Source organism: Promicromonospora sp. NPDC059942, from assembly GCF_042731755.1.
In the GTDB taxonomy this organism is placed as follows: Bacteria; Actinomycetota; Actinomycetes; order Actinomycetales; family Cellulomonadaceae; genus Promicromonospora.
In genome coordinates this window covers 6,926-21,802 of the sequence record NZ_JBHWLR010000008.1, presented here as the reverse complement: position 1 = coordinate 21,802, position 14,877 = coordinate 6,926, and the positions used below count along the sequence as shown (strand labels likewise).

The following is a 14,877-nucleotide window of genomic DNA, read 5'->3' as shown; positions in this document are numbered from 1 at the left end:
GCCGGACGCCGCGTCACCCCCTGCGGGTCGTAGCCCGGCGTACGTCGCGGGGCGTAGGCCGGGCGGTCCGACGACGCCGCAGGGCGCAGCCCGGGTGCCGCCCCACGGCCGATCCGTCGTTCGCCGCGGCCCGGGACGCTGGGCACGTGGGCGCCGACCGGGTGCCCAGGGAAAGGGACGGGATCATGAGTCGCAGGGGATCGGCACGCATGACGCTGCCGCCGCGCGTGCGCAAGGCCGTGCTCACCGTGCACATCGTGTCCGCGGGCGCGTGGATCGGCGTCGACGTGCTCGTCGCGGTGCTCGCGGGGATCGGGCTCGGCGGCGGCTCGGCCGCCGTCCGCGGGCTGGCCCTGCGCGCCCTCGCGGAGTTCGTGGTGACGCCCATGCTGGTCTCGGCCCTGGTCTGCCTCGCCTCCGGGGTGGTCCTCGGTCTCGCGACCAAGTGGGGGCTGGTGCGCTACTGGTGGGTGGCCGTCAAGCTCGTGACGAACCTGGTGCTGTGCACCCTGATCCTCGTGGTCCTGTGGCCCGGCATGCCCGACGTCGGCGCTGCCGGCGGCGCCATCGAGGCCGGCGGGGTCCCGGCCACGGACATCTCGTTCCTCGTCTTCCCGCCCACGGTGTCGCTCACGGCGCTCGCGGTGGCCACCGTGCTGTCCGTGTACAAGCCCTGGGGCCGGGTGGGCGGGCGCGGGCGCCGTCCGGCAGGCGGGCGCGCACGGCGCGTGCCTACCGGAGTGTCAGAGGGACGGCCTACCGTTTCCGCATGAGCATCGAGGTACGGGACGCGGATCCCGCGGAGTACGAGGCCGTCGGGAAGATCGTCGCGGCGGCGTTCGCCGCGGACGGGCAGCTCGAGGCCCCGGACTCCGTCTTCTACCGGAACGTCCTGCACGACGTCGCCGGGCGGGCGGCGGCGTCCGACGTCATCGTCGCCCTCGACGACGGCGTGGTGGTCGGCGCGGTGACGTACGTGCCGCGTGGTGGCCCCATGGCCGACATCGCGCGGGACGGCGAGGCGGAGATCCGCATGCTCGGCGTCGCGCCCGACGCGCAGGGCCGGGGCGCCGGGACCGCGCTGATGGGGGAGTGTCTCGCCCGGGCCGCGGGCGGCCGCGACACCGGGACGCGGCGCGTCGTGCTCTCCACCAACACCGTCGCCCACGGCTCGCACCGGCTCTACGAGCGCCTCGGCTTCGTGCGCGACCCCGAGCGGGACTGGACGCCCGTGCCCGGCGTGGACCTGCTCTGCTACACGCTCGACCTGTAGCTAGGCCGCGCCGGGCCGCCACCGGTCCGGCCACCGCAGCAGCCCCGACGTGATCGCCACGCCGAGCAGGAGCAGCACCCCGCCGCCGACCTCGGCCGTGTTCGGCACCTCGCCCTGCGCCAGCCAGGCCGCGGTCATGCCGAACACCGGCACGAGCATGGTGAACGGCACCACGGCGCTCGCCCGGTGCCGCGCGAGCAGCGTGTTCCAGACGCCGTAGCCCACCAGGCTCGCGAGCCACGCCGTGTAGAGGGTGGACAGCACGGCGGCCCACGTCGGGTGCGTCAGCGAGTACCCGACGGCGGCCGGCCCGTCCAGCACCAGCGAGAGCGCGAACATCGGCACGGGGACCACCAGCGCCGACCAGACCGTCATGGACAGGCCGGCCAGCGGCGTCGGCCGGGCGCCGGTCGCCTGTGTCACCGATCCCAGCCGCCGGACGATCACGTTGCCCGTGGCCCACGACGCCGCGGCCGCGAGCGTGAGCAGGAACGCGACACCCGGCGTCGCGGCCGACCGGCCGAGTCCCACGATGACCAGCCCCACCGCGCCGAGCAGCACGCCCACGAGCTGCGGCGGCGTCGGGCGCTCGCGGAGGGCGACGCTCGCGAACAGGACCGTGAGGACCACCTGCGCCTGGAGCACGAGCGAGGCGAGGCCGGGCGGCATGCCGAGCCAGATCGCGGTGTACATGAGCGCGAACTGGCCGAGGCTGAGGAAGAGCCCCACCACCAGCACGTCCTTCAGGGGCACCGCGGGCCGGGGGACCAGGAAGATCGCGGGGACCAGCACCACCACGAAGCGGATCGCGAGGAAGAGCACGGGCGGCACGTCGTCGACGCCGATGTCGATCGCGAGGAAGTTGGTGCCCCAGATGATCATGACGAGCACGGCGAGGAGCGAGTGGCGCAGGGGCATGGCGTCATCGTCGGCCGCCCCGACCGGGCGCGTCCATCGCGTATCACTGGCCGACTGTTCAGCGGTGCTGAACGGTGGGCGGGCCGTGACTACGTACTTTCACGATCTTGTTCCACCGAGCGGGTGAAAAGTAGCGTCGCGGGCAACGGGAGACACATGTTCGCGAAGGAGCGACCGATGCGTACCACCAGACACCGCACCATCCGCAGCACGGTCACGGCGACCGCCGCCCTGACCCTGGTCCTGTCCGCCTCGCTCGTCGCCTCCGCGGCGACGCAGAAGGTGCCCGACGGGGGATCCGCCCCGTCCGCACACGGCGTTGCGCCCGCCGCCGCGGGCGCCCTGACCTGGTCGGACGAGTTCGACGGCGCCGCGGGCAGCGCCCCGAACCCGGCCAGCTGGAACCAGGAGACGGGCGGAGGTGGCTGGGGCAACAACGAGCTGCAGACGTACACGAGCTCGCGCGACAACTCGGCCCTGGACGGCAACGGGAACCTCGTCATCACGGCCCGCCAGGACGGGAACGGCGGGTACACGTCGGCGCGCCTGACCACCGCGGGCAAGGTGGAGCCCACCTACGGCCGCGTCGAGGCCCGGATCAAGATCCCCCGGGGCCAGGGCATCTGGCCCGCCTTCTGGATGCTCGGCGGCCAGATCGACTCCGGGGTGCCGTGGCCGAGCTCCGGCGAGATCGACATCATGGAGAACGTCGGCTACGAGCCGCACATGGTGCACGGCACCATCCACGGACCGGGCTACTCCGGCGGCGCCGGGATCGGCGCCGCGTACACGCACCCGCAGGGCTGGTCCTTCGCCGACGACTTCCACACCTTCGCGGTGGACCGCGCGCCCGGCCGCATCACCTGGTCGGTCGACGGAAACGTCTACCAGACCCGCACCACGGCGGACACGGGCGGCAACCAGTGGGTCTTCGACCAGCCGTTCTTCATGCTGCTGAACGTCGCGGTGGGTGGCAACTGGCCCGGCTACCCCGACGGCACCACGCAGTTCCCGCAGCAGATGGTCGTCGACTACGTCCGGGTCTACGACCAGGGCTGACCCGCCCGTCACGGGTCAGACGTACAGGGTCACAGGAGGGACCTGTACGTCTGACACGTGATGGCGGGCCCACGTCGTAGACTGGCGGGGCGCTCCGGCGCCCAGAAACCTACCCCGCACGCGAGGAACTACATGACCGCGCCCGCGTCCCAGGCACCCTCCCGCCCGACTCCCGCCGTTCCGTCACTGGACACGGTCGAGGCCGCCGCAGCCACACCCGACGAGGTGCAGCCGTACGGCGAGCTCGGACTCAAGGAGGACGAGTACCAGCGCATCAAGGACATCCTGGGCCGCCGCCCCACCGCGGCCGAGCTCGCGATGTACTCCGTGATGTGGAGCGAGCACTGCTCGTACAAGTCGTCGAAGGTGCACCTGAGCAAGTTCGGCGAGAAGGTGACCGACGAGATGAAGGAGCACCTCCTCGTCGGCATCGGTGAGAACGCCGGCGTCGTCGACATCGGCGACGGCTGGGCCGTCACCTTCAAGGTCGAGTCGCACAACCACCCGTCGTTCGTCGAGCCCTACCAGGGCGCCGCGACCGGTGTGGGCGGCATCGTCCGCGACATCATCTCGATGGGCGCGCGCCCCGTGGCGGTCATGGACCAGCTGCGCTTCGGCGCCGTCGACCACCCCGACACCGCGCGCGTCGTGCACGGCGTCGTCTCGGGCGTCGGCGGCTACGGCAACTCCCTCGGCCTGCCGAACATCGGCGGCGAGCTCGTCTTCGACGGCTCCTACCAGGGCAACCCGCTGGTCAACGCGCTCTGCCTCGGCGTGCTGCGGCACGAGGACATCCACCTCGCCAACGCGACCGGCCTCGGCAACAAGGTCGTGCTGTTCGGCGCCCGCACGGGCGGCGACGGCATCGGCGGCGCCTCGATCCTCGCGTCCGAGACGTTCGAGGACGGCGTCCCCGCCAAGCGCCCCAGTGTCCAGGTGGGCGACCCCTTCATGGAGAAGGTGCTCATCGAGTGCTGCCTGGAGCTGTTCTCAGCCAGGGTCGTCGAGGGCATCCAGGACCTCGGCGCGGCCGGCATCTCCTGCGCCACCTCGGAGCTCGCCTCCAACGGTGACGGCGGCATGCACGTGGACCTCGACGACGTGCTGCTGCGCGACCCCACGCTGAACGCCGGCGAGATCCTCATGTCGGAGTCGCAGGAGCGCATGATGGCCGTCGTGCGGCCCGACCAGCTCGACGCGTTCCTCGCGATCACGGGCAAGTGGGAGGTCGAGACCGCCGTCATCGGCGAGGTCAACGGCTCCGGCCGCCTCACGATCGACCACCACGGCCAGCGGATCGTGGACGTCGACCCGAAGACCGTGGCGCACGAGGGGCCCGTCTACGAGCGCCCCTACGCCCGTCCCGCCTGGCAGGACGGCCTCCAGGCCGACACGACGACGGCCGCGGGCCTCGCCCGCCCGGCGTCCGGCGAGGAGCTGCGGGAGACGGCGCTGCGGCTGCTGGCCTCGCCCAACCTCGCATCCAAGGCGTGGGTCACCAACCAGTACGACCGCTTCGTCCAGGGCAACACGGCGCTCGCCCAGCCCGACGACGGCGGCGTCGTGCGCGTCGACGAGACCACGGGCCTCGGCGTCGCGCTCGCGACCGACGCGAACGGCCGGTACGGCAAGCTCGACCCGCGTGCGGGCGCCGCGCTGGCGCTCGCCGAGGCCTACCGGAACGTCGCCACGGCCGGCGCCGCGCCGCTGGCCGTGACGGACTGCCTGAACTTCGGCTCGCCGGAGCACCCGGACTCGATGTGGCAGCTCGTCGAGGCGATCGAGGGCCTCGCGGACGCCTGCCAGGAGCTCGGGGTCCCGGTCACCGGCGGCAACGTCTCCCTCTACAACGGCACGGGCGAGCCGGGCCAGATCGACTCCTCGATCCACCCGACCCCCGTGGTCGGCGTGCTCGGCGTGCTCGACGACGTGAGCACCGCGCTCTCGTCCGGCTGGCAGACCGAGGGGCTGTCGCTCCTCCTGCTCGGCACCACGCGGGACGAGCTCGACGGCTCGGCCTGGGCCGACGTCGTGCACTCGCACCTCGGTGGCGTGCCGCCGCGGGTGGACCTGGCCGCCGAGAAGGCGCTGGCCTCCGCGCTCGTCGAGGCGCGCAGGACCGGCCTCGCCGCCGCCGCGCACGACCTGTCCGAGGGCGGCCTCGTCCAGACGCTGATCGAGGCCTCGCTGCGGTTCGGCGTCGGCGCCTCGGTGGCGCTGGAGGGCGTGACGGGCCGCGACAAGGTGGACCCGTTCGTGGCGCTGTTCTCGGAGTCGACCGGCCGCGTGGTCGTCGCCGTCGACCCGGAGCACGAGGGCGAGCTGACCCACCTGGCCGAGGACGCCGGCGTGCCGGTGCTCCGCCTGGGCACCACCGGCGGCGACGCCCTGGTGGTCGAGGGCCACTTCGAGCTCCCGCTCGACGAGGCCCGCACGGCCCACGAGGAAACCCTCCCGCGTATCTTCGGCTGATCCGAGGAGCCTTGACCAGCCGCTGAGACCTGGCGGCTGGTCAAGGCCGTTCCGGGCAGCCGATAGGGTCCGGGGGTGCGATTTGTCCGCGGCCTCATCTCCCTCGTGCTCTGGATCATCGCGATCCCCCTGCTCCTCGTGGCGATCGCCAGGGTGCTCCCGTTCGACAACGTGGTGCCCCTGCCCCAGCTCGTCGCGTTCACGCCGTGGGCCACGCTCGCGACCCTGCCGCTGCTGATCGTCGCGCTGTTCTCGCGCCGCTGGGTGCTGACCTCGCTGCTCGGGCTCTCGTTCGCGGGCTTCCTGTTCTGGATGGTGCCCTTCTTCCTGCCGCCGGAGTCGTCCACGGCGGCCGACCCGGACGACGCGGGCACGCTGCGGGTCATGACGGTGAACGCGCTGTACGGCCGGGCCGACGCCGAGACCGTGGTGGGGCTCGTGAAGTCGCAGAACGTCGAGGTGCTCTCGGTCCAGGAGCTCACGCCCGACTTCGAGCAGGCCCTCGCCGACGCCGGCCTCGACGAGCTGCTGGCGCACAGCTTCACCGTCCCCGCCGAGGACACCCCTGCGGGCAGCGGGCTCTGGTCGACCACCGAGCTGACCGAGGTGCAGCAGATGAGCGGCACCACCTTCGCGATGCCGTCGGCCCTGGTCGACGTGGGCGGGACCGACGTCCGCGTCACGGTCGTGCACCCGTACCCGCCCATGCCGGAGGACGTCACCACCTGGCGCACCGAGCTCGTCGAGCTCACGGAGAAGGTCCACGAGGACGAGGCGCCGCAGATCCTGGCGGGCGACTTCAACGCCGGCTACGACCACGCGACCTTCCGCGACCTGCTCGGCTCGCGCTTCCTGGACGCGACCCGCGAGTGGGGTGCGGGCCCGACCGTGACCTGGCCGGAGGGCAGCCGGGTTCCGGCGCTCTTCGCGCTGGACCACGTGGTGGTGGAGAAGGACATGCTCGTCTCCGACGTGGTGTCCATGCAGGTCCCCGGGACCGACCACCGGGCGCTGGTGGCGACCGTCGTCGTCGAATAGCACAGCGACACCGCGCGGGGAGCGCGGAACCGGCTTATGTTCGCAGTTGTGCCCACCCGTCAGATGCGCCTCGCGCCCGCCGCCACCGACGACGTGAGCGGTGCCCTCGCGGCTCTTCGCGCCGAGGTCGGCCTGCCCGCGATGTTCCCGCAGGACGTGCTCGAGGAGGCTCTCGCGGCCGCCGGGCACGACGTCTCCGCCGGCCGGACCGACCGCCGCGACATCGCGTTCGTCACCATCGACCCGCCCGGTTCCAAGGACCTGGACCAGGCGGTCCACGTGGAACAGTCCGGCGAGGGCTACGTGGTGCACTACGCCATCGCGGACCTGGGCGCGTTCGTGGCCCCGGGCGGCGCGATCGACGCGGAGGTGCACCGGCGCGGCATGACCGTCTACGGGCCGGACGCCCGCACGCCGCTCCACCCGAAGGTGCTGTCCGAGGGCGCGGCGAGCCTGCTGCCCGAGGAGGACCGCCCGGCCGTCCTGTGGACGGTGACCCTCGACGCGCGCGGCATCATCAAGGGCGCCGCGCTGGAGCGCGCGTACGTGCGCAGCCGCGAGCGGCTCACGTACGCCGAGGTGCAGTCGACCCTCGACGCGGGCACGGCGAGCGAGTCGCTGCAGCTCCTGGCCGACGTCGGCCGCCTGCGCCAGTCGCTGGAGCTCGCGCGCGGCGGCGTCTCGCTGTCGGTTCCCGAGCAGGAGGTGGAGCGGCGCGAGGACGGCACCTACACGCTGTCGTTCCGGCGCAACCTCCCGGTCGAGGAGTGGAACGCGCAGATCTCGCTGCTCACGGGCATCGCCGCCGCGCACCTCATGCGGGAGGCGGGCGTGGGCATCCTGCGCACCCTCCCCGAGGCCGACCCGCGCGACCTGGCCCGGCTGCACCGCACCGCGCGTGCGCTCGGCATCGACTGGCCGGACGACCTCCCGTACGCGCGCCTCGTCCCCACGCTCGTCTCGCGCATCCCCGAGCACGCGGCGTTCCTCAACGAGGCGACCACGCTCTTCCGCGGCGCCGGGTACGTCGCCTTCGGCATGCCGGGGCCCGACGGCGCAGTCGTGCCGACGCCCGAGAACACCCGGCACGCCGCCATCGCCGCCGACTACGCGCACGTCACTGCGCCGCTGCGCCGCCTCGTGGACCGGTACGCGACCGAGGTCTGCCTTGCCGTCTCCGCGGGCACCCCTGTGCCCCCGTGGGTGCTGGAGGCGCTGCCCGCCCTGCCCGCCGTCATGGCCGAGACCGGCCGCCGCGCCTCGTCGTTCGAGCGCGAGTGCGTGGACATCGTCGAGGCGTCGCTCCTCGCGGACCGCCTGGGCGAGGAGTTCGACGGCGTGGTGGTCGACGTCGACGACCAGGACAAGGAGCTGCAGCGGGGCGAGGTCGTGCTGCGCGACCCTGCGGTGCGGGCGCGCGTGGTGGGTCCCGCGCTGCCCCTGGGCGACGAGGTGCGGGTCCAGCTCGCCGAGGCCGACGTCGCCGAGCGGCGCGTGACGTTCACCCTTGGCGGTCCGCTGGCCGGCCGGGCGGCGGACGTCGCCGGTCGGGCCGAGCACCGAGCAGCCGGCGCGGCCGGCGTCCCGGAGCCCGGCGGACGGCGCGCGGCGCGGCGCGCCTCGGGCACGAGCGGCCGCGCCGCTACCCCGACGCCGGCCGACGGTCCGGTCTCCGCGCCCGAGGCCGTCGTGGAGCCGCGGGCACCGGAGCCGCACACGCAGGCGGAGCCGCGCCCGGCGCCGGGGCAGCACGCGGGCCCGGGGCTGCGCTCGCAGCACCAGGCCGAGCCGTGGAGCCGGCCCGAGCCCTTGCTCGCGCCCGAGCCGCTGCCGGTGTCCGAGCCGCTGCACGCGCGCCAGCCGTTCTCCGATTCGCAGCCAATGCCCCGATCGCAGCCGTTCCCCGCATCGCAGCCGCTGCCCGAACCGCAGCCCCGCCCTGAACCGCAGCTCCGGTCGCGGGCGGAGCGCCGGCGCTGGTCCGAGCCGGTGGTGGCCGCCGACCCGTGGCAGCGGCCGGAGCCGAGCCCCAGCCCGCAGCCTCGCCCGGTCCCGCGGCCGCGTCCGACACCGCAGCCGCGCCCCGAGCCCGCACCGCCGCAGCCGCAGCCGCAGCCACAGCCGCCCGCCTTCCGGCCGACGGTGTCCGAGGTCCCCCGTCGCGTGCGGCGCGCCGACTACCCGCCGATCAGCCGGCCGGTCCGGCCCCAGGTCCGGGACGAGATGCCGCTGTCGGAACCCTGGCCGCGACACGCGCCGGGCGCCGGGCCGCTGTCCCAGCCCGTGCCGGCGGTGCGGACGGGTGGCCTGCCGCGCGTCGTGCAGGTCGCGAGCTTTCCCTCCGTGGCCTCGCGCGAGCTGCCGATGGTCGTGGCGGCGGACCTGCTCGCGGTCGAGGGCCCGACGCCCGACGTGTACCGGTACTGAGGCGACGGTCGGCCATACTGACCCCATGACCAATGCTGTTCCTGGTGCCGCCTGGCGCGCGGGCGCCGTCGCCGTGCTCGGCGCGGCCCTGCTGACCGGCTGCACGTCGTCGGACGGCACGAGCAAGGCCATGTTCGTCGTGCCCGGCACCGACTTCACGAGCCTTGAGCAGTCCGGCTGGACGCGGCTCGGCGACTTCCTGGCGGTGCGGTAGTGCCCCCGCGGCGCCGGACCGACCCGGCAGTCGGACGCGCCGCCGTCGCCGTCTGGGCCCGGGGCGAGGCGGAGCGCCGGGACGTCACCACGGCCGTGCGGTTCACGCTGGAGGAGCTCGCCTCGGTCGCGCCGGGCAACTCCGTCGAGGTGCGCGTGCCGCCCGCGGGCGCTGTGCAGGCCGTGCCCGGGCCGCGGCACACGCGCGGCACCCCGCCGAACGTGGTCGAGACGGACCCGGAGACCTGGCTCGGCCTGGCCACGGGCACTCTCACCTGGGCGGACGTCGTCGCGGACGGGCGGGTGCGCGCCTCGGGCGACCGCTCCGACATCTCGCACCTGCTGCCGCTGACCGCCGGACGCCGGGCGGCGTCGGGGGCGGGCGGCGAGCCGGGCTCTCCGGTCCCACCCGGGTGAACCCTGCGCCGGCGGCGTGTACCGGGCGGTGATGTCGGTGACACCCGCTAGCCTCGGCGTCGATCTCGTGGCTCGGCCGCGGGCTGGTTCACCCGGCGCCGGGACCTCAGTTTTCCCGGCGGGTGCCCGACCGTAACCGCCGGTTCACGAGGCAGTGATTGGTTGGTGCCGCTCGTGCCGGACCGCCTGCGCAACTGATGCGCGCCCGGCCGCGGCGATGCCGCCGAGCACGTCGTCCAGCAGCAGTGCACTCCACCCCGACCCTCGGTCGGCTATTGCAGAAGGAGTCAGCGTGAGACCCAGCACGCTCCGGTCCCCGCGACCGCACCCCCGACCCCGTGGGAGAGCCGCCGTCGCCGTGGCCCTCTCCGCGGCGCTCACCGTGCCCGCGACGGCGGCCGTCGCCGCGCCCGCGGCCACCGCTGACGGCCCGGACTCCGGGCACGTCGTCATCAGCGAGGCCTACCTCGTGGGCGGCAGCTCCGGCCAGCCGTACCGCAACAAGTTCGTGGAGCTGTACAACCCGACGGACGAGCCGGTCAGCGTCGACGGCTGGTCGGTCCAGTACAAGTCCGCGACGGGCGCCTCGTTCTCCGGCATCACCGCGCTGAGCGGCACCATCGCCGCCGGCGGCCACTACCTGGTGCAGGGCGCCTCGAACGCCGCCAACGGCGAGCCCCTCCCCACGCCGGACGCCGTCGGCAGCCTCAACCTGAGCGGCACGGCGGGCGTCATCGCGCTCGCGTCGCAGGCCACCGCCGTCACGCCCGCCAAGGGCGCCGTGCCGGCCGCGGGCGCCGCGGGCGTCGTCGACCTGCTCGGCTACGGCACCGCCGACACGTTCGAGACCGCCCAGGGCCCGGCCGGCCAGGGCACCGGCGTGGTCGGATCGCTGGAGCGCACGGGCGACGCGGGCGACAACTCGGCGGACTTCGTGTTCGGCACCGAGGTCACCCCCACCAACGGCCAGGGCTCCGAGCCAGAGCCCAGCCCCAGCCCGTCCGTACCGACCGAGCCCGGCGAGGTCACCCCGATCGCGGAGATCCAGGGCACGGGCGACACCAGCCCGCTGGTCGGCGACACGGTCACGACGCAGGGCGTCGTCACCGCCGTCTACCCGACCGGTGGCTTCAACGGCCTCTACCTGCAGACCGCCGGCACCGGCGGCGGCGCGGACCCGACGCCCGGCGCGTCGGACGCCGTCTTCGTGTTCTCCGCGGCGGCCGCCGCCGACCTCTCGGCGGGCGACCACGTGGAGGTCACCGGCGTCGTGTCGGAGTTCAACGGCCTCACGGAGCTCACGCCGTCGGCGGGCGGCTGGACCGTCCTGGACGAGCCCGCGACGGTCGAGCCGACCGTGACCGCCTGGCCCGCCACCGCGGCCGGCCGCGAGGCGCTCGAGGGCATGCTGCTCGCGCCGCAGGGCGAGTTCACGGTGACGGACAACTACGACACCAACTACTACGGCACGGTCGGGCTGGCTGCGGGCGACAGCCCGCTGGTGCAGCCCACCACGGCGGGGCGTCCCGGTTCGGCGGAGTACGGCGCGCAGGTCGCGGACAACGCGGCGCGCGCCGTGCTGCTCGACGACGGCTCGTCCACGAACTACAACTCGACCGCGAACAAGTCGAAGCCGCTGCCCTACCTGACCGGCGGCGCGCCGCTGCGGGTGGGTGCGGCCGTCACGTTCACGCGCCCGGTCGTCCTGGACTACCGGTTCGACGCGTGGGGCTTCCAGCCGACGTCGGCCCTGACGCCGGACGTCGCCGACGCCGTGCAGCCCGCGACCTTCGAGAACACCCGCGAGGACGCGCCTGCCGAGGTGGGCGGCGACCTGGAGGTCGCGACGTTCAACGTGCTGAACTACTTCACCACCACGGGCGACGAGCTCACGGGCTGCACGTACTACACCGACCGCGCGGGTGACCCCGTCACCGTCTCGGGCGGCTGCGACGCCCGCGGCGCGGCCGAGGAGGAGGACCTGCAGCGGCAGCAGACCAAGATCGTCGCGGCGATCTCGGCGCTCGGCGCGGACGTCGTCGCGCTGCTGGAGATCGAGAACACCGCCTCGCTGGGTGGCCCCCGCGACCAGGCCCTGGGCGACCTGGTGGACGCGCTGAACGCCGCCGAGGGCGCCGGCACGTGGGCCTACGTGGCCTCCCCGACCGAGGTGCCCGACGCCGAGGACGTCATCCGCAACGCCTTCATCTACCGGACCGCCACCGCGGAGCCGGTCGGTGGCTCGACGATCCTCGTCGGCGACGAGGCGTTCCAGAACGCCCGTCAGCCGCTGGCCCAGACGTTCCAGCCCGCGGACGGCGCCGCCGGCGCCGGTGACGACGTCGTGGTCATCGCGAACCACTTCAAGTCGAAGGGCTCGGCCGGACCGTGGCCCGGCGACGCCGACCAGGGCGACGGCCAGGGCGCGTCGAACGAGTCCCGCACCCGCCAGGCGACGTCCCTCGCGGCGTTCGCCGAGGACCGGGCCGCTGCGGCCGGGACCGACAAGGTGCTGCTCGTCGGTGACTTCAACTCGTACGAGCAGGAGGACCCGATCGAGGTCCTCACCGAGGCCGGGTACACCGACCTCGGCCCCACCACGGGCGAGTACTCGTACAACTTCGACGGCATGGTCGGCTCGCTCGACCACGTGCTGGCCTCCCCGGCCGCGGCCGAGGCCGTGTCCGGTACGGACATCTGGAACATCAACGCGTACGAGCCGGTGGCGAACGAGTACAGCCGCTACAACTACAACGCGACGATCCTCTACGACGAGACGCCCTTCCGGTCGTCCGACCACGACCCGGTCCTGGTGGGCCTGGACCTGGGCGACACCACCACCGAGCCCGGCTCGGTGGACCTGGACCTCGTGGCGATCAACGACTTCCACGGCCGCATCGACGGCAACACCGTGAACTTCGCGGGCACCGTGGAGCAGCTGCGGGCGCAGAACCCCGAGGGCACCGCGTTCGTCTCGGCCGGTGACAACATCGGCGCCTCGCTGTTCGCCTCCGCGCTGCAGCAGGACCAGCCGACGATCGACGTGCTGAACGCGCTGGGCCTGAAGACCTCCGCGGTCGGCAACCACGAGTTCGACCAGGGCATGTCCGACCTGACCGGCCGCGTCACCGACGCCGCCGACTGGGACTACCTCGGCGCCAACGTCTACGACGAGGCGACCGGGGAGCCGGCCCTGCCCGAGTACCAGGTGGTCCCGGTGAACGGTGTCGACGTCGGCTTCGTCGGCGTGGTCACCGAGGAGACGCCCACGCTGGTCACGCCCTCGGGCATCGAGGGCCTGGAGTTCGGCGACCCGGTCGAGGCGCTGAACCGTGTCACCGACGAGCTGCTCGACGGCGACGCCGCGAACGGCGAGGCGGACGTGGTCGTGGCTCTCGCGCACGACGGCGCGAGCGCGGGCACGCCCGACGGCGCCACCCTGGAGGAGGAGATCGCCGCCGGCGGCCCCTTCGCCGACCTCGTGCAGAACACCGACCCGCGCGTCGCGGCCATCTTCACCGGCCACACGCACAAGCAGTACGCGTGGGACGCCCCGGTCCCGGGTGCGGCGGGGGAGACCCGGCCGATCATCCAGACCGGCAACTACGGCGAGTTCCTGGGCCACGTCTCCCTCACCGTGGACACGGAGACGTTCGACGTCACCGACTACACGGTCGAGAACGTGGCGCGCACGACGACCCCGGCCGCGGAGCTGATCGCGACGTACCCGGCAGTCGCCGAGGTCGACTCGATCGTGGACGCCGCGCTGGCCGAGGCCGAGCAGATCGGCGCGCAGCCGATCGGCAAGGTCACGGCCGACGTGACCACGGCGTTCGCGGGCGGCTCGTACACCGACGGCGGCTACGCCGGCGGCAACCGGGACGACCGCGCGTCGGAGTCGGCGCTCGGCAACCTCGTGGCGAACTCGCTGCGCGACTCGCTCTCCGCGGACGAGCGGGGCGGCGCCGACATCGGCGTCGTCAACCCGGGCGGCCTGCGCAACGAGCTCTACTTCGGCGAGGACGGGATCATCACCTACGCCGAGGCCAACGCCGTGCTGCCGTTCGTCAACAACCTGTGGACGATCACGCTCACGGGTGCGCAGCTCGACACCCTGCTCGAGGAGCAGTGGCAGACGGACGCGAACGGCAACCGCCCGTCGCGCCCGTACCTGGCGCTGGGGCTGTCCGACAACGTGTCGTACACCACGACCACGGCCGACCCGAACGCGACGCCGGGCGACAACGTCTCGTCGATCACGATCGACGGCGTGCCCGTGGACCCCGCCGCGGAGTACCGGATCGCGACGTTCTCGTTCCTGATCTCGGGCGGCGACAACTTCCGGGCCTTCACCGAGGGCACGGACGGTCGCGACTCGGGTCTGGTGGACCGTGACGCCTGGATCACGTACCTCAAGGACTCGGCCCCGGTCACGCCGAGCTTCGCCCGCACCCGCACGGTGGCCTCGGCGCTGCCGGGCACGGTCCAGGCCGGCACGGCGACGACGGTCGGCCTGTCCGGCCTGAACCTGACCTCGCTCGGGGCACCGCAGAACACGGGCGTCGAGACGTTCCTGGTCCCGTCGGGCGGCGCCCCGTCGGACGGCGTCCCGCTCGGCACCGGCACGGTGACGAACGGCGCGACGTCGACGTCGGTCACCATCCCGGCGAACACCGCCGCCGGCCAGTACCAGCTCGTGGTGCAGGCGTCGCCGTCGGGCACCACGGCCCGGCTGCCGATCACCGTCGAGGCCGCGGAGCCCGAGGAGCCGCAGGCTCCCGCGTGGGTGCCGTGGAAGCTCTACTGGTGGGGTGACACCGTGTCCTACAAGGGCAAGGTCTACGAGGCGACCCGGCCGACGATCCTCCAGATCCCGGGCTTCAAGAAGCACGGTCCCTGGAAGCTGATCGGCTGACCTGAGATGGGCCGCTCCGCCGGCCGGGGGGTGTCTGGGCCCGAGGCCCCCTACCCCCCCCCACTCTTTTTCCCCCCCCCCCCCCCCCCTCTCTTCTCCGTCTTGCCTCGAACACGTCCCCCCCTCATTTACGACAAACACCCCC

The 14,877-nt window shown here is 73.5% G+C and carries 10 protein-coding genes; 9 read left to right on the top strand and 1 reads right to left on the bottom strand.

The window, feature by feature from the left end; all coding sequences use genetic code 11:
- The first annotated feature begins 209 nt into the window (after positions 1-209).
- Together ACFV9Q_RS14445 and ACFV9Q_RS14440 are read left to right on the top strand one after the other, a co-directional pair.
- Complete coding sequence (locus ACFV9Q_RS14445; RefSeq protein ID WP_377234967.1) at positions 210-773, top strand: hypothetical protein; 564 nt, start codon at positions 210-212, stop codon at positions 771-773.
- The gene (locus tag ACFV9Q_RS14440) at positions 770-1,273 is read left to right on the top strand and encodes a GNAT family N-acetyltransferase (protein ID WP_377234966.1); all 504 of its coding nucleotides are present in this window, start codon (positions 770-772) and stop codon (positions 1,271-1,273) included. Before ACFV9Q_RS14445 ends, ACFV9Q_RS14440 begins: the two co-directional genes overlap by 4 nt.
- On the opposite strand, the gene ACFV9Q_RS14435 is transcribed toward ACFV9Q_RS14440, so the two are convergent.
- The gene (locus ACFV9Q_RS14435; protein ID WP_377229107.1) at positions 1,274-2,191 is read right to left on the bottom strand and encodes an EamA family transporter; all 918 of its coding nucleotides are present in this window, start codon (positions 2,189-2,191) and stop codon (positions 1,274-1,276) included.
- Positions 2,192-2,368: 177 nt separating this feature from the next.
- Between ACFV9Q_RS14435 and ACFV9Q_RS14430 the strand changes: the two genes are divergently transcribed.
- The 7 genes from ACFV9Q_RS14430 (at position 2,369) to ACFV9Q_RS14400 (ending at position 14,732) form a co-directional block, all read left to right on the top strand.
- A complete protein-coding gene (locus tag ACFV9Q_RS14430) occupies positions 2,369-3,250 on the top strand; it encodes a family 16 glycosylhydrolase (RefSeq protein WP_377234965.1) in 882 nt (293 codons plus the stop codon).
- Positions 3,251-3,382: 132 nt separating this feature from the next.
- Positions 3,383-5,722: a phosphoribosylformylglycinamidine synthase subunit PurL gene (gene purL, locus ACFV9Q_RS14425; RefSeq protein ID WP_377234964.1), complete on the top strand. Its 2,340-nt coding sequence runs from the start codon at positions 3,383-3,385 to the stop codon at positions 5,720-5,722.
- Between the two features lie 75 nt (positions 5,723-5,797).
- Positions 5,798-6,760, top strand: coding sequence for an endonuclease/exonuclease/phosphatase family protein (locus ACFV9Q_RS14420; RefSeq protein WP_377234963.1), 963 nt, complete (start codon positions 5,798-5,800; stop codon positions 6,758-6,760).
- A gap of 48 nt (positions 6,761-6,808) precedes the next feature.
- The gene (locus ACFV9Q_RS14415; RefSeq protein ID WP_377234962.1) at positions 6,809-9,187 is read left to right on the top strand and encodes an RNB domain-containing ribonuclease; all 2,379 of its coding nucleotides are present in this window, start codon (positions 6,809-6,811) and stop codon (positions 9,185-9,187) included.
- A gap of 25 nt (positions 9,188-9,212) precedes the next feature.
- Complete coding sequence (locus ACFV9Q_RS14410) at positions 9,213-9,401, top strand: hypothetical protein (protein WP_377229102.1); 189 nt, start codon at positions 9,213-9,215, stop codon at positions 9,399-9,401.
- Complete coding sequence (locus ACFV9Q_RS14405; protein ID WP_377234961.1) at positions 9,401-9,817, top strand: sterol carrier family protein; 417 nt, start codon at positions 9,401-9,403, stop codon at positions 9,815-9,817. Before ACFV9Q_RS14410 ends, ACFV9Q_RS14405 begins: the two co-directional genes overlap by 1 nt.
- A 358-nt stretch (positions 9,818-10,175) precedes the next feature.
- Positions 10,176-14,732, top strand: a complete 4,557-nt coding sequence (locus ACFV9Q_RS14400; RefSeq protein WP_377235169.1) for an ExeM/NucH family extracellular endonuclease — start codon at positions 10,176-10,178, stop codon at positions 14,730-14,732.
- Positions 14,733-14,877 lie beyond the last annotated feature (145 nt).